The 24,944-nt window shown below is 69.3% G+C and carries 21 protein-coding genes; 5 read left to right on the top strand and 16 right to left on the bottom strand.

Annotation, left to right across the window (positions count from 1 at the left end):
• Positions 1-4: 4 nt before the first annotated feature.
• The 9 genes from FMP39_RS10170 to FMP39_RS10130 all read right to left on the bottom strand — a co-directional run bounded on the left by FMP39_RS10170 (position 5) and on the right by FMP39_RS10130 (position 9,069).
• On the bottom strand, positions 5-808 hold the full coding sequence (locus FMP39_RS10170) for a tetratricopeptide repeat protein (protein WP_090492612.1): 804 nt from the start codon (positions 806-808) through the stop codon (positions 5-7).
• Positions 809-879: 71 nt separating this feature from the next.
• The gene (gene der / locus FMP39_RS10165) at positions 880-2,259 is read right to left on the bottom strand and encodes a ribosome biogenesis GTPase Der (protein WP_011553779.1); all 1,380 of its coding nucleotides are present in this window, start codon (positions 2,257-2,259) and stop codon (positions 880-882) included.
• A 1-nt stretch (position 2,260) separates the two neighbouring features.
• On the bottom strand, positions 2,261-3,205 hold the full coding sequence (era, locus tag FMP39_RS10160; RefSeq protein ID WP_090492610.1) for a GTPase Era: 945 nt from the start codon (positions 3,203-3,205) through the stop codon (positions 2,261-2,263).
• Positions 3,206-3,325: 120 nt separating this feature from the next.
• Positions 3,326-3,922, bottom strand: a complete 597-nt coding sequence (locus FMP39_RS10155; protein WP_141589737.1) for a peptidylprolyl isomerase — start codon at positions 3,920-3,922, stop codon at positions 3,326-3,328.
• Positions 3,923-3,925: 3 nt separating this feature from the next.
• Positions 3,926-4,633: a peptidylprolyl isomerase gene (locus tag FMP39_RS10150; RefSeq protein WP_141589736.1), complete on the bottom strand. Its 708-nt coding sequence runs from the start codon at positions 4,631-4,633 to the stop codon at positions 3,926-3,928.
• 47 nt (positions 4,634-4,680) lie between these two features.
• Entirely contained in the window at positions 4,681-5,463 is a 783-nt protein-coding gene (gene rnc, locus FMP39_RS10145; RefSeq protein ID WP_141589735.1) for a ribonuclease III, read from the bottom strand.
• Positions 5,460-6,323 (bottom strand): hypothetical protein, encoded by an 864-nt coding sequence (locus FMP39_RS10140; protein WP_171452231.1) that lies wholly within the window; start codon positions 6,321-6,323, stop codon positions 5,460-5,462. Before FMP39_RS10140 ends, rnc begins: the two co-directional genes overlap by 4 nt.
• Positions 6,323-7,468: an acyl-CoA dehydrogenase family protein gene (locus FMP39_RS10135; protein ID WP_140862874.1), complete on the bottom strand. Its 1,146-nt coding sequence runs from the start codon at positions 7,466-7,468 to the stop codon at positions 6,323-6,325. Before FMP39_RS10135 ends, FMP39_RS10140 begins: the two co-directional genes overlap by 1 nt.
• 71 nt (positions 7,469-7,539) lie before the next feature.
• Positions 7,540-9,069 carry an acyl-CoA carboxylase subunit beta gene (locus tag FMP39_RS10130; protein WP_141589734.1) on the bottom strand — a complete coding sequence of 510 codons (1,530 nt, stop codon included), beginning with the start codon at positions 9,067-9,069 and terminating at the stop codon, positions 7,540-7,542.
• Positions 9,070-9,272: 203 nt separating this feature from the next.
• On the opposite strand from FMP39_RS10130, the gene FMP39_RS10125 reads away from it, so the two are divergent.
• Positions 9,273-9,632 carry a YtxH domain-containing protein gene (locus FMP39_RS10125; RefSeq protein ID WP_141589733.1) on the top strand — a complete coding sequence of 120 codons (360 nt, stop codon included), beginning with the start codon at positions 9,273-9,275 and terminating at the stop codon, positions 9,630-9,632.
• Positions 9,633-9,730: 98 nt separating this feature from the next.
• Here the strand turns inward: FMP39_RS10125 and FMP39_RS10120 are convergent, their stop codons facing one another.
• Positions 9,731-10,507 (bottom strand): enoyl-CoA hydratase-related protein, encoded by a 777-nt coding sequence (locus FMP39_RS10120; RefSeq protein WP_141589732.1) that lies wholly within the window; start codon positions 10,505-10,507, stop codon positions 9,731-9,733.
• 105 nt (positions 10,508-10,612) lie between these two features.
• Here FMP39_RS10120 and FMP39_RS10115 point away from each other — a divergent pair, with 105 nt between their 5' ends.
• A complete protein-coding gene (locus FMP39_RS10115) occupies positions 10,613-12,577 on the top strand; it encodes a TIM44-like domain-containing protein (protein ID WP_141589731.1) in 1,965 nt (654 codons plus the stop codon).
• A gap of 75 nt (positions 12,578-12,652) precedes the next feature.
• Here FMP39_RS10115 and FMP39_RS10110 read toward each other — a convergent pair whose 3' ends face one another.
• The 6 genes from FMP39_RS10110 to FMP39_RS10085 form a co-directional block, all read right to left on the bottom strand.
• Entirely contained in the window at positions 12,653-14,212 is a 1,560-nt protein-coding gene (locus FMP39_RS10110; protein WP_141589730.1) for a methyl-accepting chemotaxis protein, read from the bottom strand.
• Between the two features lie 155 nt (positions 14,213-14,367).
• On the bottom strand, positions 14,368-15,345 hold the full coding sequence (locus tag FMP39_RS10105) for a hydroxymethylglutaryl-CoA lyase (RefSeq protein WP_090492594.1): 978 nt from the start codon (positions 15,343-15,345) through the stop codon (positions 14,368-14,370).
• Positions 15,338-16,066: a class I SAM-dependent methyltransferase gene (locus FMP39_RS10100; RefSeq protein ID WP_090492592.1), complete on the bottom strand. Its 729-nt coding sequence runs from the start codon at positions 16,064-16,066 to the stop codon at positions 15,338-15,340. Before FMP39_RS10100 ends, FMP39_RS10105 begins: the two co-directional genes overlap by 8 nt.
• The gene (locus FMP39_RS10095) at positions 16,063-17,253 is read right to left on the bottom strand and encodes an aminotransferase class I/II-fold pyridoxal phosphate-dependent enzyme (RefSeq protein WP_141589729.1); all 1,191 of its coding nucleotides are present in this window, start codon (positions 17,251-17,253) and stop codon (positions 16,063-16,065) included. The genes FMP39_RS10100 and FMP39_RS10095 overlap by 4 nt, the downstream gene beginning before the upstream one ends.
• A 36-nt stretch (positions 17,254-17,289) precedes the next feature.
• The gene (locus FMP39_RS10090; protein WP_228557848.1) at positions 17,290-18,237 is read right to left on the bottom strand and encodes a phosphatase PAP2 family protein; all 948 of its coding nucleotides are present in this window, start codon (positions 18,235-18,237) and stop codon (positions 17,290-17,292) included.
• Complete coding sequence (locus FMP39_RS10085; RefSeq protein WP_228557847.1) at positions 18,234-20,735, bottom strand: RND family transporter; 2,502 nt, start codon at positions 20,733-20,735, stop codon at positions 18,234-18,236. Before FMP39_RS10085 ends, FMP39_RS10090 begins: the two co-directional genes overlap by 4 nt.
• A 431-nt stretch (positions 20,736-21,166) precedes the next feature.
• Here FMP39_RS10085 and FMP39_RS10080 point away from each other — a divergent pair, with 431 nt between their 5' ends.
• The 3 genes from FMP39_RS10080 to FMP39_RS10070 are packed head-to-tail and all read left to right on the top strand — an operon-like array spanning position 21,167 to position 24,914.
• Positions 21,167-22,705: an aminotransferase class I/II-fold pyridoxal phosphate-dependent enzyme gene (locus tag FMP39_RS10080; protein WP_141589727.1), complete on the top strand. Its 1,539-nt coding sequence runs from the start codon at positions 21,167-21,169 to the stop codon at positions 22,703-22,705.
• A gap of 7 nt (positions 22,706-22,712) precedes the next feature.
• Complete coding sequence (locus FMP39_RS10075; RefSeq protein ID WP_141589726.1) at positions 22,713-23,885, top strand: N-acetyltransferase; 1,173 nt, start codon at positions 22,713-22,715, stop codon at positions 23,883-23,885.
• Positions 23,886-23,912: 27 nt separating this feature from the next.
• Positions 23,913-24,914, top strand: a complete 1,002-nt coding sequence (locus FMP39_RS10070) for an NAD(P)-dependent oxidoreductase (protein ID WP_141589725.1) — start codon at positions 23,913-23,915, stop codon at positions 24,912-24,914.
• Positions 24,915-24,944 lie beyond the last annotated feature (30 nt).

Below are 24,944 nucleotides of genomic sequence, written 5' to 3'. Positions count from 1 at the left end.
GTTTCTACCCCGCGTCCGGAACGGGTGCAGCCGCCGGAGCCTCCGGGGCAGGAACCTTCACACCTTCGGACGCCAGCACCGCCAGGCGCTCACCGGCCTGACGCGCCGCCGCCGTGTTCGGCTGCGCCGTGGTCAGCTTCGACAGCACCTGGGCCGCCTCTTCCTTCTTGCCCAGGAGGATGAGCATCCGGGCCTTGTGGTAGTCGCCCATGCCCACCAGGAACGGGCCACCCGCGGCGCCCATCTGCTCGAAGGCCTTGATGGCGTCCTCGTACTTGCCGTCCGCCTCGAGCGCGTAGCCCTGGCCCTCGAAGGCCTCCGCGCGGAGCGGATCGTTCTGGGCCGCGCCCTTGAGGTACTCGCCGAAGGCCGTCTGCGCCGCGGCGTAGTTGCCCAGCCGGAACTGCGCCTTGCCCTCTGCCAGGGCGGCCGTCACCGCGGCCGGGGTGCCGCCGTGCTGCTGGCGGAACTCGCCCAGCGACTTCACCACGGCCTCGTCGCGCTCCTTCACCGACTTGAAGGGGGGCTCCGTGTCACCGGGCTGCGCGGGCTCCACGCCCTCCACGGGCCGGTCGAGCACGGTCAGCGCCTGACCCAGCGCCTGGGAGGCCTTCTCCTCGCCGCGCTTGGACACTTCGCTGGCGATGGCCACGCCCACGCCGCCCAGGATGAGCACGCCCGCGGCGAGTCCGATGATCTTCTGGCGCTGCGCAAGCCAGTCGCTCGCCTCGGTGCCCACCTTCTGGAAGGAGTCCGGCTGGCTGAGCTCTTTCTGGCGAATCTTCTCGGTCTTGGTGGTTCCGGCCACGTCTGGAAACCTCTTTTAAAGAGCGGCGCACTGTATGGAGCGCGCGCCGCGAGTGTCAACGCACTGACGCCTCAGCGCTTCCCCTGGCGTTGAGGCCGCTTGCGGGCCTCGCGCTTGGCCTGCCCGGGCCGGCCCTTGAAGATGAGCCGGATGGGCACGCGCAGGTCGAACGTCTTGCGCAGCTGGTTGGTGATGTACCGCTTGTACATGTCCGGAACGCCGTCCGGATGGTTCACGGTGATGGTGAAGGTCGGCGGCGCCGCGGCCACCTGGGCGATGTAGTACATGCGCAGCGGCTTGCCCCGGACGATGGGCGCCGGGTGGTTGTCCACCATGTGGTCCAGCAGCCGGTTGAGCTGCGGGGTGGGCGCCCGGAAGCGGAACTGGTCGGCGAGCTCCGTCGCCACGTCCACGACCTTCTCCACCTTGGAGCCCGTCAGCGCGGAGGTGAAGAGGATGGGCGCGTAGCCCACGAACTTGAGTGAGTGCTTGAGGGACTCGCGGTAGGTCTCCTGCCGGCGCTGGTCCGCGCCCACCAGGTCCCACTTGTTCACCACGATGACCAGGGCGCGGCCCCGCTCCTCGGCCAGGCCCGCCAGCTTGGCGTCCTGGTCCACCGCCGGCTCCGTGGCGTCCATCAGCAGCACCGCCACGTCGCTGCGCTCCATCACCTTGAGCGCGGCCACGACGGAGAACTGCTCCACGCGCTGGGCAATGGACTTCTTGCGCCGGATGCCCGCCGTGTCGGTGAGCAGCAGCTTGCGGTCCTTGTACGTGAGCTCGGAGTCCACCGGGTCCCGCGTGGTCCCCGCCACGTCACTGGCCACCACCCGCTTCTCCTTCAGGATGGCGTTGACCAGGGTGCTCTTGCCCACGTTGGGCCGGCCGATGATGGCCAGGCGGATGATGCCGTCGTCGGGCGGCGCCTCCGCGTCCTCGCCCTCTTCCTTGGGCGGCAGCCTGGCGACGACCGAGTCGAACAGCTCCTGCATGCCCAGGCCGTGCTCGGCGGACAGGGCCTGCACGTCGCCCAGGCCCAGGCGGTAGAACTCACCGGCCAGCGCCTGCATCTGCCCGGACGTGTTGTCCAGCTTGTTGGCGGCCAGCACCACCGGCTTGCCGCTCTTGCGCAGGTAGTTGGCCACGGCCTCGTCCGCGGCGGTGAGGCCCGCCCGGGCGTCGGTGACGAAGACGATGACGTCACACTCGTCCACGGCCAGCTGCGCCTGCTCCCGCACCTGCTGGAGGAGTTGGTCCTCGTCACCGGGCACGAAGCCGCCGGTGTCGATGAAGGTGAACTGGCGGCCTTCCCACTCCGCGTCCGCGTAGTGGCGATCCCGCGTCACGCCGGGCTCGTCCTGGACCAGCGCGATGCGCCGGCCCACGAGCCGATTGAACAGCGTGCTCTTGCCCACGTTGGGGCGTCCGACAATTGCGACCAGGGGCTTCATTTCAGTCGTATCCCAGCTTCTTGAGGCCTTCGGGGCGCTCGCTCCAACGCGGTTCCACGCGGACGCGCAGGTCCAGGTACACATGCGCGCCCAGCAACCGCTGCACGGACTTGCGCGCGTCGGTGCCAATGGTCTTCAGCATCTGCCCCTGCTTGCCGATGATGATGGCCTTCTGGCTGTCGCGCTCCACGAAGATGGACGCGGCGATGCGGATGAGCCCGCCCAGTTGGTTCGGCGGCGTGCCCGGCCGGGGCTCGCGCTCGGATTCGTCGAAGATGTCCACCACCACGGCCGTGGAGTACGGAATCTCCTGGCGGCAGTGCCGCAGCACCTGCTCGCGGATGTACTCGGCCACCAGCGCGCGCTCCTGCTGGTCGGTGAGCATGTCCTCGTCGAAGACGTTCTCGCCTTCCGGCAGGTGTCCCAGGACGGTGTGGAACAGCCGCTCCACGCCGTCCTTCTCCCGAGCGGAGATGGGGACCACCTCCGCGAAGGGGAACTCCTGGCGGTACAGGTCGATGAGCGGCAGGAGCTGCGCCTTGGGGACGCTGTCGATCTTGTTGATGACCAGGAAGGTCGGCTTGCCGATCTTCTGCAGCCGGTCGAGGATGGCGCGGTTGCCCGGGCTCACCTCGGGCTTCTCGCTCGCTGGCGGCTCGATGAGGAAGAGGACCAGGTCCACCTCCTCCGCCGCCTGGAGCGCCACCTCGACCATGTAGCGGTTCAGCTCGCCCTTGGCCTGATGGATGCCCGGCGTGTCGATGAACGCCACCTGCCCTTCCGGACGGGTGACGACGCCGAGGATGCGGTTGCGCGTCGTCTGGGGCTTGGGGGAGACGATGGCGATTTTTTCGCCCGTCAGTGCATTGAGCAGCGTGCTCTTGCCCACGTTGGGGCGCCCGATGAGGGCGGCGAAGCCGCTGCGGTGTGTCTTGGGGGGGGCCATTGCTTCGGAGGTGATCTGGGACGCCGCGTACCGCGGAGGCCCGAAAAGGAAACGTCTGGACAGCGCCTATCACACCCACCGCCCGCCCGGTCATGCCAGGACGGGCGGCGAGCGGACAGGCTACGGCTGGGTCGTCGAAATGGTCAGCTTGTTGATGACCACGGGCTGGCGGGGGCGGTCATCCCCGTCGCGCGGCACGCCGGCGATCTTCTCCACCACGTCGTAGCCGCTGAGCACCTCACCGAAGATGGTGTGCTTGTTGTTGAGGTAGGTCGGCTTGGACGTGGTGATGAAGAACTGGCTGCCGTTGGTGTTGGGGCGGCCGATGTTCGCCGTGGCCAGCAGACCCACTTTGTCGAAGGTCCGGCCGCTCTGGTACTCGTCGTCCACGTTGAAGCCCGGGCCGCCGCGGCCGGTGCCCGTGGGGTCCCCGCCCTGAATCATGAAGCCCGGAATCACGCGGTGGAAGATGATGCCGTCGTAGTACGGGCGCTGCGTCTTCTCACCCGTCTTCGGGTCCTGGAAGGGCAGCTCGCCCGTCGCCAGACCCACGAAGCTGCTCACCGTCTTCGGCGCGTCCTTCGCGAACAGCTTCACCACGATCTGCCCCTGCGTGGTGTCGAAGGTGGCGTAAAGGTCATTGCCCGCGCGGGCCTCGTCCAACATTCCCATGCTACCCTCCCGTGTGGGGGTCCGTCCGAGGACGAACCCGGTCATGTGTCACGGCCTTGGTGAAACCGACTTCGCGCCCGCGTCCTTCTGGGGCGCCGCTTCCTTGCTCGCCGCGGGGGCCGTCACGCCCGCGGGAGCCTTGTCGCCCAGCACCACGCGGGTGAGCACCACCGCGGTGCGCGGGCGGTCCCGGTTGTCCCGAGGCAGGTTGCTGATCTTCTCCACCACGTCATAGCCGCGGAGCACCTCACCGAAGATGGTGTGCCTGCCGGCGAGGTGTCCGGGCGTGGAGGTGGTGATGAAGAACTGGCTGCCGTTGGTGTTGGGCCCCGCGTTGGCCATGGCCAGCAGGCCCACCTTGTCGAACGTGCGGCCGCTCTGGAACTCGTCCGCGAAGCGGTAGCCCGGGTCGCCGAAGCCGGTGCCCGTGGGGTCCCCGCCCTGAATCATGAAGCCCGGAATCACGCGGTGGAACACCGTGCCGTCATACAGCGGCTTCTTCGACATCTTCCCCGTCTTCGGGTCCCGCCATTCCTTCTCACCGGCGGCCAGGCCCACGAAGTTGGCCACCGTCTTGGGCGCGTCCTTGGCAAAGAGCCGGACGACGATGGTGCCCTCGCTCGTCTGGAGCGTGGCGTAGAGGTCCTTGCCAGCCGCGGCCTTCCGGGTCCACTTGCCGGAGTCAGCGGCGAGGACGGAGCCCGCCAGCAGGCAGGTCACCAGCGCGAGCGTCTTTCGGAGGGAGGCGGGGGGCATGTCGGCGCGGCACCTTACGCGCCGCCCCCTGCCCCATCCAAGGGGTTTCACGCCGGGGTGTCGTGTCGCGGCGTTCCGGGCGGGGGGGAGGTGGGACACGCGGCGTCTTCCCGCAGCTTCTCCAACGTCGCCTGCGCGGCGGACTGCTCCGCCTCCTTCTTGCTCCGGCCGGTGGCCCGGGCGAAGGCCGTCTCCCCCAGCATCAGCTCCACCTCGAACACCTTGGAGTGTTCCGGACCGGACTCCGAGACGACGCGGTAGCGGGGCTGGAGCTTGAGCCGCTCGTGGGCCAGCTCCTGGAGCAGCGTCTTGTAGTCGAGCCGCCCCTGGCCGCTGGAGACCTCGTCCAGCAGGTCCGCGAAATACCGGTCCACCAGCGCCACCGCGGCGTCCAGGCCGCTGGTGAGGAACACCGCGCCGAAGACGGCCTCCAGCGCGTCCGCCAGGACGGAGTTCTTCTCCCGGCCGCCGGACATGAGCTCACCCCGCCCCAGCAGCAGCAGGTCGCCCAGCGGGATGGTCCGGGCCACGCGGGCCAGGCCGTCCTCGTTGACGACGCGGGCGCGCATCTTCGTCAGGTCGCCTTCGGGGAGTCCCGGGCAGCGCGCCATCAACCGGTGGCTGACGGCCAGGTTGACCACCGAGTCGCCCAGGAACTCCAGGCGCTGGTTGTCCTTCAGCTCCTTGTCCCGGGTCTCGTTGACGTACGTCTTGTGCGTCAGGGCCTCCAGCGCCGTCTCCATCCGGGAGAAGCTCAACCCCAACCGCGACTCCAACAACTGCACCCGCTCGGACGGGCTCATCTTGTCCGCACCACTCAAACGCATCACTCCTGAGGTGCGTCCGGGCCCACCAGCCTCACGGCCGCGGGAGGGACCTTCAACAGGTCCGCCACCATCCGCACGATGCCTGGGAACTCATCCAGCTCGAACCGCCCCGCCCACTCCTTGCCCTGCGGCCCCGCCAGCAGCCCCCGGAAGGTGCGGCCCGCCACCCTGGCGGCGGCGAAGCGGTACGGGCGGCCCTCCACCTGCAACTGCGCCAGCAGCTCCAGGCTACTGCGGGGAGGCAAGAGCGCCTCCGCGCCGAACTTCTCCACGATGTCGGAGAAGCGCACCAGCCCGGCACCCACCGGCGCGGCCTGCGGACGGGCCGCCGGCTCGCCAAAGAGCGCGACCAGGTAGCCCGTCAGCGCCGCCCGCTCGCGGAACTCCGACAGCTCCAGCGTGTGGCCGCCGCCGGTGGCCAGGTCTTCCTTCCCCCGGGCCACGCGGGCCACGCGGAAGTTGCCCAGCCGGTCCGACACCAGCGTGACGGCCAGCTCACCGTCCACCACCTCGGTGGACAGCTCCAGCGTCTCCGGCTCCACGCGCGGCGTCAGCCCCAGCACCTGGAGCTCCGCGGAGCGGCGCTGAACGTGGAAGATGTGCTCGTTGAATGCGTCCGCGAGCAGCGCCTCGATGTCGGCGACGTCGCTGAGCGCGCCCACCAGGATGGGGGCCAGCCCCACCACGGCGGGCGGCGCGATGGGGATGAGACGGTCCCCCATCACCTGGAAGGTCACCTCGGGGATGAAGGCCCGGGTGACGGGATTGACCAGCGGGGACGACTCAAGGTCCAGCACCGCCTCGGTGCCGGCCGCGTCCTCCCGCAACTGCAGCCCGAGACCTTCCAGCCGCGCGGTGTCCATCAAGCCCCTTTGAAGGTTTCCCGGGCGATGATTGTACGCTGGATCTCGCTGGTTCCCTCGCCGATCTCACACAGCTTGGCGTCGCGCAGGTAGCGCTCGACCGGGAACTCGCGGGTGTAACCGTACCCACCGTGGATCTGCACGGCCTTGTTGCAAGCCCGCATGGCGGCCTCGGAGGCGAACAGCTTCCCCATGGAGGCCTCGCGCGAGTACGGCTTGCCTTCGTCGGCCAGCTTGGCGGCGCGGTGGACCAGGAGCCGGGCGGCGTCCAGCTCCGTCTTCATGTCCGCCATCATCCAGCGCAGTCCCTGGAACTCGCTGATGGGCTGGCCGAACGCGGTGCGCTCGCGCGAGTAGCCAATGGACTCCTCCAGGGCGCCCCGGCCCAGGCCCACCGCCAGCGCGCCGATGGTGATTCGGCCGCGGTCCAGGATCTTCATCGTGTCGATGAAGCCGTGGTCCAGTTCCCCCACGCGCGCCGAGTCCGGCACCTCCACGTTCTCCAGGACGAGCTCGGCCGTGTCCGACGAGCGCATGCCCAGCTTCCCGTGGATGGCGCGCTGGCTGAAGCCCGGCAGGCCCTTCTCCAGCAGGAAGGCGGTGATGCCCTTCTGCCGCTTCTGCGGCGAGGTGACGGCCAGCACCACGAACACGTCGCCCACCGTGCCCTGGGTGATGAACATCTTGGCGCCGTTGAGCACCCAGCCGTCGCCCTTGCGCACGGCCGTGGTCTTCATGCTCGACGCGTCCGAGCCGGACCCCGGCTCCGTCAGGCCCCACGCGCCCAGGTACTCACCCGTGGCCAGCTTCGGCAGGTACTTCTGGCGCTGCGCGTCCGAACCGAAGACGCGCAGGTGGCTGGTGCCCAGGCCGTTGTGGCTGGCCACCGTCAGCGCCAGCGAGCCGTCGTAGCGGGCGATCTCCTCCACCGCCACCGCCACGGCGAGCGAGTCCATGGCCGCTCCGCCGAACTCCTCGGCGACGAGCATGCCCATCACCCCGAGCTGCCCCAGCTCCCGGACGACTTCCATGGGGAACGTCTCGTCCTTGTCCCACTCACGGGCATACGGCTTCACCCGCCGTTCGCAGAAGTCACGGATGGAGGACTGGAGGGCGCGATGGCTTTCTGGAAGGTCAAAATCCATGGTGTCAGCAGGATCTATAGCAGACGGCCCAAGCGCAGCCCGGGCCTTGGAGGTGGGGTAACGCTACCTACTCAAACCGGATAGACACCGTGTTTCTTTTCCGCACGGGGCTGATGCCGCTGGGAGTAGACGCCGTAGCGCTGGGTGAGTTCTTGACGCAGCCGGTCACCCGGGACGATGTCGTCGATGACCAGTTCGCTGGCCAGCTTGTAGATGTCCACGTCCTGCTTGTACTCGTCGCGCAGCTTCTGGACGTAGGCGGGCCGGTCGGCCTCCGGCAGCTCCTGGATCTTGTTGTAGTAGACGGCGTTCACCGCCGCCTCCGGGCCCATGACGGCGATCATCGCTCCGGGCAGCGCGATGGTGGCGTCCGGGGCGAAGCCGGGGCCGCTCATGGCGTAGAGGCCGGCGCCGTAGGCCTTGCGGACCACCACACAGATGCGCGGCACGCTGGCCTCGGACACGGCGGAGATCATCTTCGCGCCGGCGCGGATGATGCCCGCGCGCTCCACCTTGGTGCCAATCATGAAGCCCGGCACGTCCGCCAGATAGAGCAGCGGGATGTTGAAGGCATCACACAGCCAGATGAAGCGGGCCGCCTTGTCCGCGCTGTCCACGAACAGCACGCCGCCCTTGTACTTGGGCTGGTTGGCGACGATGCCCACCGGGCGGCCGTCGATGCGGGCCAGGCCCGTGACGAGCTCCTGGGCGAAGAGCTTCTTCACCTCGAACCAGCTCCCCTCGTCGATGAGCTCGTTGATGAGCTCATGCATGTTGAAGGGCTTGTTCTGGTCGACGGGGACGATCTCCTCCACCTTCTTGCCGCCGGCCTTGGGGGCCTTGGGCTCGGCGCGCGGCGGCGCCTGGGAGAAGTTCTCCGGGAAGTAGCCGATGTACTTCTTCGCCGCCTCGATGGCCTCCTGCTCCGTCTTCACCAGCACGTCGCCGACGCCGGAGATGGAGCAGTGCATCTTCGCGCCACCCATCTCCTCCAGGGTGACCTTCTCGCCGATGACCATCTCCGCCATGCGCGGGCTGCCCAGGTACATGGAGGCATTGCCTTCCACCATGATGACCAGGTCGCAGAACGCGGGGATGTACGCGCCACCGGCGGCGGACGGACCGAAGAGCAGGCACACCTGCGGCACGAAGCCGGACATGTGCACCTCGTTGTAGAAGATGCGGCCGGCGCCGCGGCGCCCGGGGAACATCTCCACCTGGTCGGTGATGCGGGCACCGGCGGAGTCCACCAGGTAGAACAGCGGGCAGCGCAGGTCGCGGGCCGTCTCCTGGATGCGGAGGATCTTCTCCACCGTGCGGGCGCCCCAGCTCCCGGCCTTCACCGTGGAGTCGTTGGCCATGATGGCCACGGTGCGCCCGGCCACCTTGCCCACGCCGATGACGACACCATCCGAGGGCAGGTCCGGGTCCAGGTTGTTGGCGAGCTTCGCGTCCTCCACGAAGGAGCCTTCATCCACCAGCAGGCGGATGCGCTCGCGGGCGAAGAGCTTGCCCGCCTCCGCGTTCTTGGCGTGGTACTTCTGCGCGCCACCCTTCTCCACCTGGGCGATCTTCTCCAGCAGTCTCGAGTCTTGGGACATGGCCCGTGGCACATAGCAGAAAGGGCTACGGCTGGCTGCCTTCTCGCTGGGGAACCGGCGCGGCGTGACAGGCAGACGACGCACCGCGCAGAACGGTCCCCGCAGGGGATGCCGCTCCAGGCTCCCCTGCCTACCTTGGTGCTCAACGGGGGCGTGCTCGCGATGGATGCGCACCCGGCAACCATTGGGCCCAGGAGGGACGCATGTTCGCAGCGAAGAAAGGCAAGTGGATGGCCAAGGGAATCGCCCGGAGCGAGCTGTACCGCAAGTGGCTGGCCCATAAGCTCATCAATGACCTGCCGCGCGTGGCGCGGAACCGCTGGGATGACTTCGAGCCGGATGACGTGCTGCGGCATGTCGGATTGACCACCTACAAGCCGGCGCGCACCGGCCTGGGCGGCCTGGGCATCTTCCTCCTCGGCGTGGCCGCGGGTGGCGTGGCGGCCCTGCTGCTGGCCCCGAAGACGGGCACCGAGCTGCGGACCACCGTCAAGGACAAGGCCACCGCCTACATGAACAAACAGAACGTCAACCTGGGCCAGGAGCGCACCGCGAACGCCTGACCGGCGCGCGCGGCCTTCGCGCCATGTGACGTGACGCACTTCGGGGACGGGGCACCGGTGGGTACCGGGCCTTCCGTCCCCGATTTCGTCCGTGCGGGCTAGCGGCCCTTGTAGACGGGCGCGCGCTTCTCCGCGAAGGCGCGCAGGCCCTCCAGGCGGTCCTCCGTCTTGAGAATCTCCTCGTACTTGCGCAGCTCCAGCGCCAGCGCATCGTCCAGCTCCAGGCCCGTGCCCTCGTCAATGGCGTGCTTGGCCGTGGCCACGGCGATGGGCGCGTTCTCCACCACCGACTCCGCCAGCCCGTACGCCACGGCCAGCAGGTGGCCCTCCGGCGCCAGCCGGTTCGCCAGGCCCACGCTGAAGGCCTCGGCGGCGTTGATGCGGCGGGCGGTGAGGATGAGGTCCTTCGCGCGGCCTGGGCCCACCAGGCGCGCCAGGCGCTGCGTGCCTCCGCCGCCGGGGATGATGCCCAGCTTCACCTCGGTGAGCCCCAGCTCCGCGGCCGGGGCGGCCACGCGCAAGTCACACGCGAGCGCCAGCTCCGTGCCACCGCCCAGGGCCGCGCCGTTGATGGCGGCGATGAAGACGCAGTCGCTCTTCTCGATCGCGCGGAAGGTGCGGCGCAGCCCGTCCAGGAAGGCGCGGACCTCGTCCTCGGCCATGGTGGCGCGCTCCTTCAGGTCGGCGCCGGCGCAGAAGGCCTTGTCGCCCGCGCCGGTGATGACGACGGCGCGCACGTCACGGCCGGAAGACACGCGGGCCACCAGCTCGCCCAGCTCCTTCAACATGGCGCGGCTGATGGCATTGCGGCGGCTCTCGCCGTCGATGGTCCAGATTTCGATGGGACCACGTGCGTCGACCTTGAATTCCGACATGTTCGCTCCCCTTTTCCCGGCCTGGCAGGCGGGCTGCTCTGGGCCGCGGCAGAGTGCGGCCATAAGCCGGGTCTGGCAAGACGGAAACGGTTAGCATGGGGGGACATGGCCACGCCTCTGCGCTCCATCTCGCACCGACTCTCCCGGTGGGCCCCCTGGCTGCCCGCCATCGCCTACGTGGCGCTCCTGCTTCCGCTCGAAGCCTTGGGGCGCGGAGGTGGCGGCGAGCACTACTCCCGCCCCTCGTCCGGCAACGGCGGTGGCCGCGGCGGCGGCGATGGGGACGGCGTCGCGTTCTGGGTCGTCTACCAGCTCTTCAGCCTGGTCTTCCGCTACCCCAAGGTCATGCTGCCGCTGCTCTGCATTGGCGGCATCGTGTACTGGCTGTACCGCCGCAACCTGCACCCGGACGCCACCACCAGGAAGGCCCTGGAGCAGCGCGAGGCGTATCAGCGCACCCAGGTGTCCCAGCGTGACGTGCAAGGCTGGGTGAACGCCCTGAAGCTGAAGGACCCCGCCTTCGAGCTGGAGCCGATGCTCGACAAGACGAAGTGGCTGTTCATGGAGCTGCAGCAGGCGTGGTTCCTCCGGGACATGACGCCGGTGCGGCCCTTCCTGTCGGACGCCACCTTCCAGCGCTTCGGCGTGCAACTGGAGCTCATGCGCGCGCAGGGCGTGCGGGACGCCATCACCGACTTCGAGGTGCTGGACCTCCAGCTCATCGGTCTGGACCAGAGCCAGTGGTTCGACAGCATCCACGTCCGTGTGCACGCGCGGATGCGCGACACCGACGTGCCCGTGTCCTTCAGCGACGCGCAGGCCACCGAGGCCGCGCGCAAGGTCCCCAGCGAGGCCTTCACGGAGGTCTGGACCTTCGTGCGCAAGCCGGGGGCGCAGACGCGCATCGGCGCGGACCTTTTCCAAGGCAAGTGCCCCAACTGCGGCGCGCCGTTCAACGGTGGCGCGGCCAACAGCTGCGAGTTCTGCGGCGCGGTGGTGAACTCGGGTAACTACGACTGGACGCTGTCCGAAATCACGCAGGGCATCGAGCACGCGCCGTACCACAAGACGGTGGACGGGCTGATGCAGGCACGCGAGTCGGACCCGGCGCTCAACCTGGAGATGCTGGAGGACCGCGCGTCCCTGCTGTTCTGGAAGTGGATTGACGCGCAGAGCCGCGGCGACACGAAGCCGCTGGCCAAGGTGGCCCGGACGGACACCGTGCAGCGGCTGGAGACGGAGCTGGAGGGCCTGCGCCGCCAGGGGGCCCGCCGCGTGTTCCTGGAGTGCGCCGTGGGCTCCGCGGACGTGCGCGCGTTCCAGGTGGATCCGCAGGGCCAGGACGTGGCGCACGTGGAGATTCGCTGGAGCGCGCGCATGGGCGTGGGGCCCGCCAGCGAGCGGCCCCGCTCCCTGCCCACCGTGCCCCAGCGCTACATCTTCACGCTGACGCGCAAGCACGGCGCGCAGACGAACACCGCCAACGGCATGTCCACGAACCGGTGCCCGCAGTGCAACGCGCCGCTGACGAACAGCGCCGCCACGGACTGCGACTACTGCGGCACGCCGCTGGCCACCGGTGAGCGGGACTGGGTGCTCGCGGCGGCGCGCACGTTCGAGGCGTGGAACGCGGACGAGGACGCGCGGTTCCGGGCCCTCCCTCCACGCCAGGCCGCGCCGCAACAGCGCATGGGTGACCATGGCCACACGCCTCGGCCCGAGGACGCGGTGATGGACGTCCAGGAGCGGCAGCGCCTGCTGTACATGATGGCCGCCATCGCCGCCGCCGACGGCGAGGTGACGGCCGCGGAGCGCAAGCTGCTGAAGCTGTGCTCGGAGCGCTGGGGCGTGCTGTGGGACAACGTGGAGCTGGCGCTGAGCATGGGGCCACAGCTCTTCGACCGCCTCGTGGAGAAGGGCAGCCCCGAAGCGGAGGTGTTCCTGCGCAACATCGTGGAGATGGCGCTGGTGGACGGCCGCATCGACCGCAAGGAGCGGCGGATGCTGGTGAGCGCAGCCGCCCACCTCGGACTTCAGGACCGGCTGGAGTCCATGCTCGGCGGACGCTGAGGCGAAGGGGCGGACCCCGGGGCGCGGCGGCACCGCGCGCCCCGGCCGGCAACCTCACACTCGGCGGACGCCCGCCTACGCGTCCCGTCTGAACGCAATCACCCGGCCCGCATCGTTCGCTGGCGGCGCCTCATCCGTGCGGGTGCCCTGATAGGTGTCGATGACACCGTGGACACGGCCCGTCACCCCGCGAAGCGTCTGGGCGGCGGTGGTCGTCTGTTCGACACGCCCCAGCGTCTGCTTCATCATCGCGGACAGCTCATCCACCGCGCTGGAGATTCGCGCCACGCCCGCGGCCTGGCGCGCCACCGCCACTGAAATCTGCTGCACGCCCTCCGTGCTGGTGCGCAGCACGGTGGACAGGCCCCGCAGGCGCTCTCCCGACGCGCGCACCACCTCGATGTCCCGCGCCATCCGATCCGCCCCCTTCAGGGAGAGCTCCACGACGTGCTGGAGCGACTGGTGCACGGCGTCCAGGATGCCGCTCACCTGCCCCGCCGCCCGGACGGACTGCTGCGCGAGCCGCCGCATCTCCGTGGCCACCACCGCGAAGCCCTTGCCGTGCGCCCCCGCGCGCGCCGCCTCGATGGCCGCGTTCACCGCCACCATGTGGGACTGGTCCGCCAGGTCCTTCACCGCCAGGGTGACGCTCGAGAGCTGCCGGGCCTGGCCGTCCAATCCACGCAGGAGTCCGGCCATCTCCATCACCTGTGTGCGGATGGCCTCCAGGCCCTCCATGCTCTGGCCCAGCATGGCCTCGGCGTCAGCCCCCACGTCCCCGGCCTGGAGCGTGGAGGCGAGGATGGCATCCGCCTGACGAGAGGCCGTGGAAGACGCCCGCTGCATCTCGTTCGTCGCCATCTGCGTATCCGAGAGCGCCGCGGACTGGCGCGACAGCATCGCGCGCTGGTCATCCGTGCTCGACACGAGCGAATGAGTCGCCTCCGTCAGCGCCCGCGCCGAGTCCACCAGCGGCTCCACCACGCGCGTGCGAACCGCTCCTTGAGACAACTCCAACCAGGCCTGTCGCGCCGCCAGCGCCCGGGCATCCTTCACCGTGCCTCGCCCGCCAATCAGGAGGAACACGTTCTCGAACACGACCCAGCCGATGTGCTCCCACGCGCGCCAGGCACTGGCGGACTCCACGCCGAAGATGGACAGGGGCCAGTACAGGCCGCGAAGCAGGTGGTCCACCGCCACCAGCGCCGAGTAAAGGAACAGCACCCGCGCGTCCCGGTACATGGCCAGCAGCGCCAGGGACCCGAAGATGTGGAAGTGCGTCTCGATGCGCCCGTCCGTCAGATGGATGAGCAGCCCGGACACCAACGCCTGCGCCGTGGCGATGACGAACCGCGTGGCCGCCCGACCCGGCAACGCCCACGCCATGGCCACCGGCAGGCTCGCCAGGAGGGCGCCCAGGCCGGCCGCCGCCCAGACGTGCGGATGGACCTGACTGGACGTCCCACTCCACGTGCGGGGGGACAGCGCCAGGGCCACCACCAGCCCGCCGACCCACTGGAGCCCCATCAGCACGGCGAACATCCGGTCCGTGCGGCGGCTCAGCGCCTCCTGGTGGGCGTCGAACAGGGATTGCGAACGTCTCTCGAGGACGTCGGCATCGAGCGAGACGTTCATCTGGCACTTCCCGTTGAGGCAGCAGGTGGGGTCAAAACGACCCTGACCCTACCCGTTCACCACCTCGAAACGTAAGTCCCAACAGAATTTTTCAATGATGCCCGGATTTTAGGATTGCCGGGTACTTCATGACCTCGGGGCTGGGTATGGCCCGCTCACGTCTGGGCGCGGCGAGCGGCCTTCTTCTCACGCTCGCCCAGCGCGGCCTGGAGGTACTTGCCCGCCAGCTTCCGGCCGATCAGCTCCTGGGCAATCTCCCCGGCCTCCACCAGCCGGTCCAGATTGATGCCGGTGTCCACGCCCATGCCGTGGAGCATGAAGACGGCGTCCTCGGTGGCCAGGTTCCCCGCCGCTCCCGGGGCGTAGGGGCACCCGCCCAGGCCGCCAATGCTGGCGTCGAAGGTCGTCACGCCCGCGGACAGGCCCACCAACGCGTTCGCCAGCGCGGTACCGCGCGTGTCGTGCAGGTGCAGCGCCAGCTTCTCCACGGGGATGTGCTTCAGCAGCGCCTCCAGCAGGACCTCCGTCTGGCGCGGCGTGCCGATGCCAATCGTGTCTCCCAGGCTGAGCTGGTAGATGCCCGCGTCCACGAGCTGCCGGCAGATGTCCACCACGCGCTCCACCGGAACGTCGCCCTCGTAGGGGCAGCCCCACACGGTGGACAGGTAGCCGCGCACGCGCATGCCCGCCTGGAGCGCGGAGGACGTCACCTCGCGCGCGCCCACCACGGCCTCGGCGATGCTCTTGTTGATGTTCTTCTTCGAGTGCGCCTCGGAGGCGGAGATGAAGACGGCGGCCTCCTCCAGGCCCGCGTCCTTCGCGCGCTCCAGGCCCTTGAGGTTGGGCACCAGCGCGGAGAACACGACGCCGTCGCGACGGCCCACCAGTCGCAGCAGCTCCTCGGCGTCCGCGAGCTGGGGAATCCACTTGGGTGACACGAACGACGTCACTTCGATGCGCTTCTCCCCCGCGGCCACCAATGCGTTGATGAGGCGCGCCTTGTCCCGCGTGGGCAGCGTGCGCAGCTCGTTCTGCAAGCCGTCCCGGGGACCGACTTCGTAGACGTCGACCTGCTTGGGCAACTGGCCCAGCCAGCCCAACCTCGCCCTGGAGTGTTCCTGCATCTCAGCCATGGCGCCGCTCCGCTCCCACGATCAGGTCGGTTGACTGCGCGTCCAGCGGCCCACCCGCCAGGCCACCGTGCACCCAGACGACGGAAAATCCCGTGCTTTCCAACAGCCGCACCCAATCCGCAAGGGGATAGTAACGAAGGGAATAGGATGCGCGCAGGCATCGACCCTCCGGGGAGGTCAGCGTCCGACGTCCCTCGTCCCGCCCCGTCGAGGCGTCGAAGCAGCTCTCCTCCTCCAGGACGCTTCCATCCGGTAGCGTCTCGCGGAAGGCCGCCCGGGGGGACGCCGCCAGTCGCTCGAACGGCACCGTCTGGAACACCCACCGTCCTCCTGGCCGCAGCACGCGCGCGACCTCGCGGAGGATGTGCATGTGCTCGCCATCCGTGAAGGCGGCCAGCGTCGAGTACCACGCGTAGGCCCCCGCCAGGGACGCCTCGCGAAACGGCAGGGCCCGCAGGTCCCCCTGGATCGCCGGGAAGCCCGGGCGCCGCATGGCCAACGACAGTGCGTCCAACTCCAGCCCGATGACGCGCCCCGCCAGAGGCCCCACCGCGTTCAGCCGCGCCGCGTGGCGGCCGTGGCCACACCCCAGGTCCACCACCGGCGCCGGCCCCGCCACGTCCGCGAAGGCTCGGGCCAGGTAGTCCACCTCACGCGTGGTGACGGCCTCCGACAGGAACGGCAGCGTGCTGCGAAGGTAGAGCTCTCCGAAGAAGCTCATCGCGACGACAGGCCCGCGCGCAGGCGGCGCACGGCTTCGTCCAGCACCGCGTCCGTCTTGCAGAAAGCGAAGCGGGCCAGCCCCTGCCCCAGGTGCCGGTGCGCCGGGCCATAGAAGACGCTGGGCGGAATGGCTGCCACGCCCACCTCGGACACCAGGTGACGGCAGAAGGCCACGTCATCGGCGAAGCCCTGGCGCGAGATGTCCGCGAGGATGAAGTAGCTGCCCTCCGGGGCGAACGCCGTCAGCCCGGCCTCGCGCAGCCCGGTGAGCAGCCGCTCCCGCTTCGCCGCGTAGGACGCCGTCAGCTCCGTGAAGTACGCGTCCGGCAACCGCAGCGCCTCCGCCATGGCGGCCTGTAGCGGCGCGGCGGTGGCGAAGGTCACGAACTGGTGGGCCCGCTGCACCGCGTCCCGCAGCGGCGGCGGCGCGATGACCCAGCCCACCTTCCAGCCGGTGAGGCTGAACGTCTTCCCGCCGCTGCTCACCGTCACGGTGCGCTCAGCCAGCCCGGGCAGCGTGGCCGGACGCAGGTGGCGCGCGGGCTCGAAGACGAGGTGCTCATACACCTCGTCGGAGAGGACCTTCACGTCGAACTCGGCGCACAGCTCGCCCAGGAACGTCAGCTCATCGCGGGTGAAGACCTTCCCCGTCGGGTTGTGCGGCGTGTTGAGGATGAGCAACCGGGTGCGCGGGCTGAAGGCGGCGCGGACCTCGTCCCGGTCGAACCACCACTGCGCGTGGTCCGCGTCCGGCGGGCGCAGCGGCACGAAGCGCGCGGTGGCCCCCACGAAGGTGATGTTGGCGTCGTAGGAGTCGTAGAAGGGCTCGAAGGCCACCACCTCGTCGCCCGGGTCCACCAACCCCAGCAGCGTGTCGAGGATGGCCTCGGTGGCGCCGCTCGTCACTGTCACCATGGTGTCCGGGTCCACCGTCTGGCCGTAGAAGCGCGCCGAGTGCTCGGCGATGGCCACGCGCAACTCCCGAGTGCCCGCGCCCATGGCGTACTGGTTGCCCCCGTCGCGGATGGCGCGCTGCGCCGCTTCCTTGATGGCCGCCGGGCCGTCGAAGTCAGGGAACCCCTGCCCCAGGTTCACCGCGCCGTGGCGGGCGGCCAGGGCGCTGAACTCGGAAAAGACGGTGGTGGCGAACCGGGTGACTCGCTGCGCGGCTACGGGCCTGGACATGGACGTCGGCTCCTCGCGCCGCCAACGTCCGGGCGCTCAGGGCCTGACGATAGCGTCCACCGGCACGGAACGCGCGTCCTTCGCCACTTCGCGCTGCCGGGCCGCCCGGGAGACGCCCAGCGCCAGCCCCGTCACCACCATGACCATGGGCACCGCGCAGAGCAGGTCCGTGGCGTAGTGGAAACGGCCCACCAGCGTGGCCGCGATGAGCCCCAGGCCCGGCAGCAACATCACCCAGAAGACGCGGCGGGAGAACCGCCACGCGTAATACAGCACCAGCAGCGTGGCGCCGGTGTGTCCCGACGGAAAGCAGTCACGCGCGAACAGCGGCTTGCGCATGAGTGAATCCAGCAGCGGCGTCAGCGTGCCCTGGAGTGGCCCATCGAACGCGTCGACCAGGAAGTAGCGAGGCCCCACCGCGGGCACCAGCGCATAGGCCGCGTAGTTGAGGAAGAAGAGCAGCCCCAACGCGGTGAGGTACTCGTCGTACTCCGCGCCGCCCGGGCGCCGGTAGAGCACCAGTCCCATTACCAGCGCCCAGACGAAGTGGCCGTAGTAGCAGACCATCAGGATGTCGTTGAGCCAGGCCGGGACGACGCGCGACAGCACCACCGCCGCCTGCACGCCGAAGAGCCGCTGGTCGGCCGCCACCAACTGCGCGTCCTTGAGGAAGGGATTCACCGTGTCCACCACGGGAGCCAGCCAGCCGTGCGTCATCACCGCGGTGGGCAGCAGCCACCAATCTGCGAAGACATGGATCCACCGGTGCCCCGGGAACGACGCGGCCAGCGTCCGGAGGACGAGCGGCCCCACGCCCACCACCGCGAACAGTCCCGCGCAGCGCAGCGCATCCGGCGCCCACCGGCCCGGCCCCAACAGGAGCAGCGAAGCCAACGCGCAGGACACGACGATGATGAGGTCCACGGTGGTGAGCTGGACGCGCACCGCCTCACCGCGAACGCTTTGGGAAACCCAGGAACTCACGCCGACTTACGCTCCCCCGGCGGCGCGGCTTGCGCGCCAGAATCGCCGAGTTCGAGGCTCTGAACGACCGCTCCCTTCCCCGCCACCACATTCTCGCGCCCCTTCCACCGCTCCAACAAGGCGAGCAGCGCGGGGAAGAAGACCGTGGTCCCCAAGAAGGTGCACATGACCCCCAGCAGCGCAATCTGACCGATACTCCGCAGGCCCTGGTGGTTGGCGACCAGTAGCGCGCCATACCCGGCCGCATTGGACAGCGTGGCCACCACGGCCGCCAGCCCTGTGTGGCGCACCACCTTGCCGAGCGAGCCGGGCCCCTCTTCCTCGTACCGGTGGAAGAGATGCACCGAGTTGTCCACGGCGATGGCCAGCAGGTTCGGCAGGACCACCGCGTTGATGAAGTTGAGCTGGACGTCGAAGAGGTACATGCCACCCGCCAGGCACGTCATGCCCAGGAACAGCGGCCCGGTGACGAGCAACGCGCGCTTGAAGCTGCGCAGGCTCACCAGGATGACGACGAACACCACCGCAGCGGCGGACCACAGGATGAGCGGCCCGTCCGCGCTCACCAGCGCGAAGATGCGCGCGGCGATGCGGTTGCTGTCCAGCACGGCCAGGTCGATGCCGCGCGCCTTCACGCCCTCCACCACCTGGTCGATCTGCGTGGCCCAGCGCCGCAGCTCCTCGGTGTCGGAGTTGGAGACGGAGGGGAACAGGAGCAGGAAGGTGCCCTTCCCGTCCGTGGCCTCGAAGCGCCGGCGCACCTCCACCGGCAACGCCTCCAGACCGTAGGGCTTCGCCTCCAACATCCGCTGGAACTCCTGGAGCCGCGCGTCCTCGCGAAGCTCCGCGGGCAGGTCCTCCAGACCTTGGAAGGCCTCGCGCAAAGCGGCCAGCTCCGCCTCCCGGCGCTCGATATCGGACGGAAGCAAGTCATTGAGGGACGCGGAGTCGAGGATGGCGGAGTCCGCGCCGTTGCGCTGCTTCACCTCCGCGATGACGGCCTCCACCTGCGCCGCCTGCGCCACGTCATCCACCAGGAAGATGGCCGGGTTGAGGGGCTGGCCTAGTTGCTCGGTGACGCGGTCATCCAGGCGCGATGCCGGAGACTCGCCCTTGAGCTTGCGCATGTCCGTCTCGAAGCCCAGTTGCGGCGCCACGGACACGGAGAACGCGGCGAAGCCCACCACCGCGAGCGCCAGCGCGGCGATGGCGCCCGTGGGCCAGCGCCGCCACGCGCGCTCCGGCTGGGACACTTGGGACGCGGTGGCTTCGGCCGCCACGTCCACGCGGGCCGGACGCAGCCGCTCCGCGATGGCCAGCAGCGAGGGCGCCATCGCATACGTCGCCAGCACGGCCAGCAGCACACCCAGGCCCGCCAGCAGACCGAACTGGTTGAAGGCCTGGAACTGGGCCAGCAGCAGCACGAAGAACGCCGCCGCGTTCGTCACCGCGGACGTCACCGCGCCGCTGAAGGTGCCGCGCACTGCCGTGAGGATCGCCTCGTGGGCCGGACGCGCGCGCCGCTCCTCCCAGTACCGCATGCACAGGTGGACGCCGTACTCGATGCCCAGGCCAATCAAGATGGCGACGAGGAACCCCGTCACGATGTTGAGGTGGCCAATGGCGAGCTGCGCCGCCGCGAACGTCAACACCACGCCCACCATGACGGGGATGCCGACCACGGCCAGCGCCGCGACACGCCGCGTGGCGAGCAGGATGAGGCCCACCGCGATGAGCGCCGACAGCGTGCCGGCGCGCGACAGGTCGCCGCGCATCACCGCGTCCTCTTCGATGCGCCCCTGGAAGTTGCCCGTGGCCTGCAACGTCACGCCCGGATAGCGCTGCGCCGCGAGCGTGCGTCCGGTGCCCATGGCCTGGTCCACGAAGCGCCGCGCGAACGCCAAATCCCCGGCCGTCCCGGACGGCTTGATCATCAAATAGACTTCGGTGCCGTCCGCGCTGGCCAACGTCGCGCGCATGGGCGCGTCCGGCGCGTACTTCTTCGCGATGGCCTCGAAGTCCGGCGGCTCCGGCGTGCCCCCCAAATCGAAGAAGAACGGGTTGGCGCGTTGCCGCTCGTAACGCACACGCGCCGTCAGGTCCTGGCGCAGCGCGGCGAGTTGCTCGATGGGCAATAACAGCAGCGCATTTCGGCGGAAGAAGTCCACGTCATAGCGGTGCTCGACGTAGCGGACCTCGGGCATCGCTTCCAATTGCGTCTGCAATTCGGCCGCGTATGCCTCCAGGCGCTCCGGAGTGTCTCCCTTTGCCACGAGGACCAGGTAGCCATCCCCGCCTGCCTTCTCTGACACGCGTGTCAGATCCCGCACTTCTTGGGATCCCTGCGGGAGCAACTCCACGAACGACCCGCGGAATTCCAAGCGCGACGCCAGCGCCATACCGCCCAGCGCGAGCAGTGAGAACACCAGCAACACCTGCCAGGGGCGCGAAACCGCGGCCTGGATGAAGCCCTCGAACCACCGTTGTGACCTGGCCAACGTCGACTCCTCGGGGACCGGCGACCGAGCAAATTCCCGGCCAGTCAGCGGCGTCCTTGAACAGCGGGTGAAGCGGAGGGCTTCCAGGCGCGTCACGCCCACGGCAGGTGTGCAGCGCGATGCACACCTTGCGCTCCAATATCGACTGGAGAACACCGTGTGTCAGACGGCGGGGTGCCATCAAAGTCTCAGTGCTGTCAAGGCGAGCCCGGATACGGGTGGCGACAGTGGGATGGATGGCGCGGCGCTTGCCTTGACACTGCCGCGCTCCCTCTTTATTCACGGCCCCGCGTCCCCCGTGGGAGGCCGCCGGACGCAGAAATCCCCGAAGTGGAACGTTCCTTCAATCGGGGGAGTCGCGACTGGAGAGCCCCAGGCTCCCGGGCCGGTCCATGCCTCCCGACGCAGCCTGAGAGAAAGACCGATCACCCATGAGCGACGTCTTCGACAAGTGCCGTAACTGGAAGGACTACCGTATCGCGAAGGCTGCGGGTCTCTATCCGTACTTCCGTGCCATCGAAGCGTCGCACGGCGCCACCGAGGTGGAAATCGAAGGCAAGCGCGTCATCATGGTCGGGTCCAACAATTACCTGGGCCTGTCCGCCGATCCGCGCGTGAAGGAAGCGGCCATCAAGGCGACGGAGAAGTTCGGCACCACCAGCTCCGGCTCGCGACTGCTCAACGGCACACTGGCGCTGCACGAGGAGCTGGAAGCGCGGTTGGCGAAGTTCCTCAATCGCGAGTCCGCCATCGTCATCTCCACGGGCTTCCAGACGAACCTGGCGCTGGCGTCCATCCTGGGCCGGCACGACATCGTCTTCAGCGACCGGCAGAACCACGCGTCGCTGGTGGACGGCATCCGCCTGTCCTTCGCCACCGAGCGCAAGTTCCGCCACAACGACATGGACCACCTGGAGCAGCTGCTGTCCCAGGCGGATCCGGACGCGGGCAAGATCATCGTCACCGACGGCGTCTTCTCCATGGAGGGCGACATCTGCAACCTGCCCCGCATCGTGGAGCTGGCGAAGCACTTCAACGCGCGGGTGATGACGGATGACGCGCACGCCATGGGCGTGCTGGGCACGCTGGGCCGGGGCACCTCCGAGTACTTCGACCTGGAGAAGGAGACGGACCTCGTCATGGGGACCTTCTCCAAGAGCTTCGCGTCGCTGGGCGGCGTGCTGGCCGGTCCCTTCGAGGTCATCAACTACATCCGCCACAAGGCGCGCTCGGTCATCTTCTCCGCGTCCATGACGCCGGGCTCCATCGCCGCGGCGCTCAAGGCGCTGGAGATCATCGAAGCGGAGCCGGAGCGCCGCGCCCGCCTGCTGGACATCGCGGAGAAGATGCACAACGGCTTCCGCGCCATGGGCTTCGACACGGGCGTGTCGGTGACGCCGGTGGTGCCGGTGCACATCGGCGACCAGGTGAAGTGCTTCCGATTCTGGCGCGCGCTGCATGAGGCCGGCGTCTTCGCCAACCCGGTGATTCCGCCGGCGGTGGAGCCGGGCCACGCGCTCATCCGCACCTCGTACATGGCCACGCACACGGACGCGCAACTGGACCGCGTGCTCGACACCTTCGAGACCATTGGCCGGAAGCTGGGCGTGATTCCGGAGACGCGCCCCTCCGTCTACGAGCCGGTGCAGATTGCCCGCCCGGGCACTCGCATCCTGTCCAACCGCGCGAGCGAGAAGTGGGCCGCGGGCTCGAACGGCCTGCTGGCGGACAAGGGCGGCATCACCCTGGACCAGCTGTCGCGCATGTCGTCGCGCGAGGTGGCCGGACGCCTGTTCGACGCGGTGGAGCAGCTCACGTGGCGCGCGGCCAACCTCCAGCCGGAGGACCTGCGGAAGCTGGGCAACGCACCGATGAAGCTGTGGGAGAAGCGCGGCGAGCTGCCGGGCTTGTTGCTGGAGAAGGGCGCTCACTTCTTCATGCGCAACGGCGCCCACTCCGACCGGAACTGAACCGCCCATGGCCCTCCACGCCGAGCCAACCCCCGCGCCTTCGTCCATGCCCTCGGACGTGCAGGTGACCCCTGTCCGCGGCGAGGCGGAGCGGATGCAGTTCATCCGCCTCCCCTACGCCCTGTACAGGAGCGACCCGCACTGGGTTCCTCCGCTGGAGATGGAGCGCCGGGACTTCCTGGACCCGAAGAAGAACCCCTTCTTCGAGTACGGCGAGCTGGAGCTGTTCCTCGCCCGGCGCGGTCCGGACGTCGTGGGCCGCATCGCCGCCATCCGCAATCCGCGGCACATGGAGATTCACGGCACGAAGGAGGGCTTCTTCGGTCTCTTCGAGTGCGTGAATGACGCGGGCGTCGCCCGGACCCTGCTGGAGTCCGCCGCGACCTGGCTGCGCCTGCGGGGCATGGACGCCATGCTGGGGCCGGCCAACCTGTCCTCCAACCAGGACTGGGGCCTGCTCATCGACGGCTTCGATACGCCGCCCGCGGTGATGATGCCGCACAACCCGCCCTACTACGCGGCGCTGCTGGAGGCCTGTGGCCTGACGAAGGCCAAGGACCTGTACGCCTACGAGCTGTCGTCGTCCGCGCAGCCGCCGGAGAAGGTGGTGCGCATCGCGGAGAAGATTCGCGTGCGCGACGGCGTCGTCGTGCGTCCGGTCAACATGAAGGACCTGGACGCCGAGGTGAAGCGCATCCGCGACATCTACAACTCGGCGTGGGAGAAGAACTGGGGCTTCGTGCCCTTCACCGACGCGGAGTTCGACCACCTGGCCAAGGAGCTCAAGACGGTCGTCCGGCCGGAGCTCGCGCTCATGGCGGAGGTCCAGGGCGAGCCGGTGGCCTTCTCCCTGACGGTGCCGGATGCCAACCAGGCCATCCGCGCGGCCAACGGGCGGCTCACCACGTTCGGCCTGCCCATCGGCCTGGTGAAGCTGGCGCTGGCCTCGCGCCGCATCAACCGGCTGCGCCTCATCATCCTCGGCATCAAGGAGGGCTACCGGCGCCGCGGCCTGGACGCCATCCTGTACCTGGACACCCTGCGCACGGCGAAGCGGCTGGGCTACGTGGGCGGGGAGATCTCCTGGACGCTCGAGGACAACCACCTGGTCAACCGCGCCATTGAATCCATGGGCGCCCAGCGCTCCAAGACGTACCGCGTCTACACGCGCGCGCTCTGACCACAGCCCGACTCCGAGGAGTCTTCCTTGCGATTCCTGCTCACTGGCGGCACCGGGTTCATTGGCCAGCGGCTCGCGCGCCGCATCGTGGAGCGTGGCGACACGCTGACCCTCATGGTGCGCGCCAGTTCGCGCCGTGGGCCCCTGGAGGGCCTGGGCGCCCGCTTCGTGGTGGCGGACCTGACAACGGGCGCGGGGCTGGCCGAAGCCGTGCGCGACGTGGACTGCGTGCTGCACCTGGCGGGTGTCACCAAGTCCCGCGAGCCCGAGGGCTACATCGAGGGCAACGCGAAGGGGACCCGCCGCCTGGTGGAGGCCATGGCCGCCCTGCCCCACCCTCCCCGGCTGGTGTACTGCTCGTCGCTGGCCGCCGCTGGCCCGTCCACGCCGGAGCGCCCGCGCCGCGAGGAGGACCCGCCCGCGCCCGTGTCCATCTACGGCCGCAGCAAGCTGGGCGGCGAGGAGGCGGTACGGGCGTTCGCGGACCGGGTTCCATCCGTCATCGTCCGGCCGCCCATCGTCTACGGGCCCGGTGACGCGGAGTTCCTCCCCTCGCTGCTGCCCATGGCGAAGCTGGGGCTGGCGCTGAAGAGCGGCTTCGGGCCCAAGCGCTACTCGCTCATCCACGTGGATGACCTCTGCACCGCCCTGCTCGCGGCCGCGGATCGCGGTCCCACGGTGTCGAAGGAAGACCCGGCACGCGGCGTGTACGCCGTGTCCGACGGCGTGGAGCACTCCTGGGAGGACGTCTGCACGGCCATGGCCGGGGCGCTCGGCAAGGGCCGGCCCGCCGTGCTGCCCGTGCCGCAGACGGTCAGCTACGTGGTGGGGCTGGGCTCGGAAGCCGTGGCCCGCCTGCGCGGCACGGTGCCCATCCTCAACCGAGACAAGGTGCGGGAGATGCGGTGCCCCGCGTGGACATGCTCCACCGAGCGCGCGAATCGGGAGCTGGGCTTCCTGCCCACCATCCCCCTGGCCCAGGGCCTGGCCGGCACCCTGGCCGCATACCGCGAGGCGGGCGGGCGCTGAAAAGACGAAGGCCGAGGCACCCTGGAGGGT

The organism is Myxococcus sp. AB056 (assembly GCF_006547365.1).
GTDB lineage: Bacteria > Myxococcota > Myxococcia > Myxococcales > Myxococcaceae > Myxococcus > Myxococcus virescens.
The sequence above is the reverse complement of the archived record's forward strand: the minus strand, read 5'-3'. Positions and strand labels throughout refer to the sequence as shown.

Bases quoted from the DNA above. Each gene is read 5' to 3' on its own strand.
- der (WP_011553779.1), bottom strand. From the start codon at position 2,259: ATGAAGCCCCTGGTCGCAATTGTCGGACGCCCCAACGTGGGCAAGAGC.
- era (WP_090492610.1), bottom strand. From the start codon at position 3,205: ATGGCCCCCCCCAAGACACACCGCAGCGGCTTCGCCGCCCTCATCGGG.
- FMP39_RS10155 (WP_141589737.1), bottom strand. From the start codon at position 3,922: ATGACCGGGTTCGTCCTCGGACGGACCCCCACACGGGAGGGTAGCATG.
- FMP39_RS10150 (WP_141589736.1), bottom strand. From the start codon at position 4,633: ATGCCCCCCGCCTCCCTCCGAAAGACGCTCGCGCTGGTGACCTGCCTG.
- FMP39_RS10140 (WP_171452231.1), bottom strand. From the start codon at position 6,323: ATGGACACCGCGCGGCTGGAAGGTCTCGGGCTGCAGTTGCGGGAGGAC.
- FMP39_RS10135 (WP_140862874.1), bottom strand. From the start codon at position 7,468: ATGGATTTTGACCTTCCAGAAAGCCATCGCGCCCTCCAGTCCTCCATC.
- FMP39_RS10130 (WP_141589734.1), bottom strand. From the start codon at position 9,069: ATGTCCCAAGACTCGAGACTGCTGGAGAAGATCGCCCAGGTGGAGAAG.
- FMP39_RS10125 (WP_141589733.1), top strand. From the start codon at position 9,273: ATGTTCGCAGCGAAGAAAGGCAAGTGGATGGCCAAGGGAATCGCCCGG.
- FMP39_RS10120 (WP_141589732.1), bottom strand. From the start codon at position 10,507: ATGTCGGAATTCAAGGTCGACGCACGTGGTCCCATCGAAATCTGGACC.
- FMP39_RS10115 (WP_141589731.1), top strand. From the start codon at position 10,613: ATGGCCACGCCTCTGCGCTCCATCTCGCACCGACTCTCCCGGTGGGCC.
- FMP39_RS10110 (WP_141589730.1), bottom strand. From the start codon at position 14,212: ATGAACGTCTCGCTCGATGCCGACGTCCTCGAGAGACGTTCGCAATCC.
- FMP39_RS10105 (WP_090492594.1), bottom strand. From the start codon at position 15,345: ATGGCTGAGATGCAGGAACACTCCAGGGCGAGGTTGGGCTGGCTGGGC.
- FMP39_RS10100 (WP_090492592.1), bottom strand. From the start codon at position 16,066: ATGAGCTTCTTCGGAGAGCTCTACCTTCGCAGCACGCTGCCGTTCCTG.
- FMP39_RS10095 (WP_141589729.1), bottom strand. From the start codon at position 17,253: ATGTCCAGGCCCGTAGCCGCGCAGCGAGTCACCCGGTTCGCCACCACC.
- FMP39_RS10080 (WP_141589727.1), top strand. From the start codon at position 21,167: ATGAGCGACGTCTTCGACAAGTGCCGTAACTGGAAGGACTACCGTATC.
- FMP39_RS10075 (WP_141589726.1), top strand. From the start codon at position 22,713: ATGGCCCTCCACGCCGAGCCAACCCCCGCGCCTTCGTCCATGCCCTCG.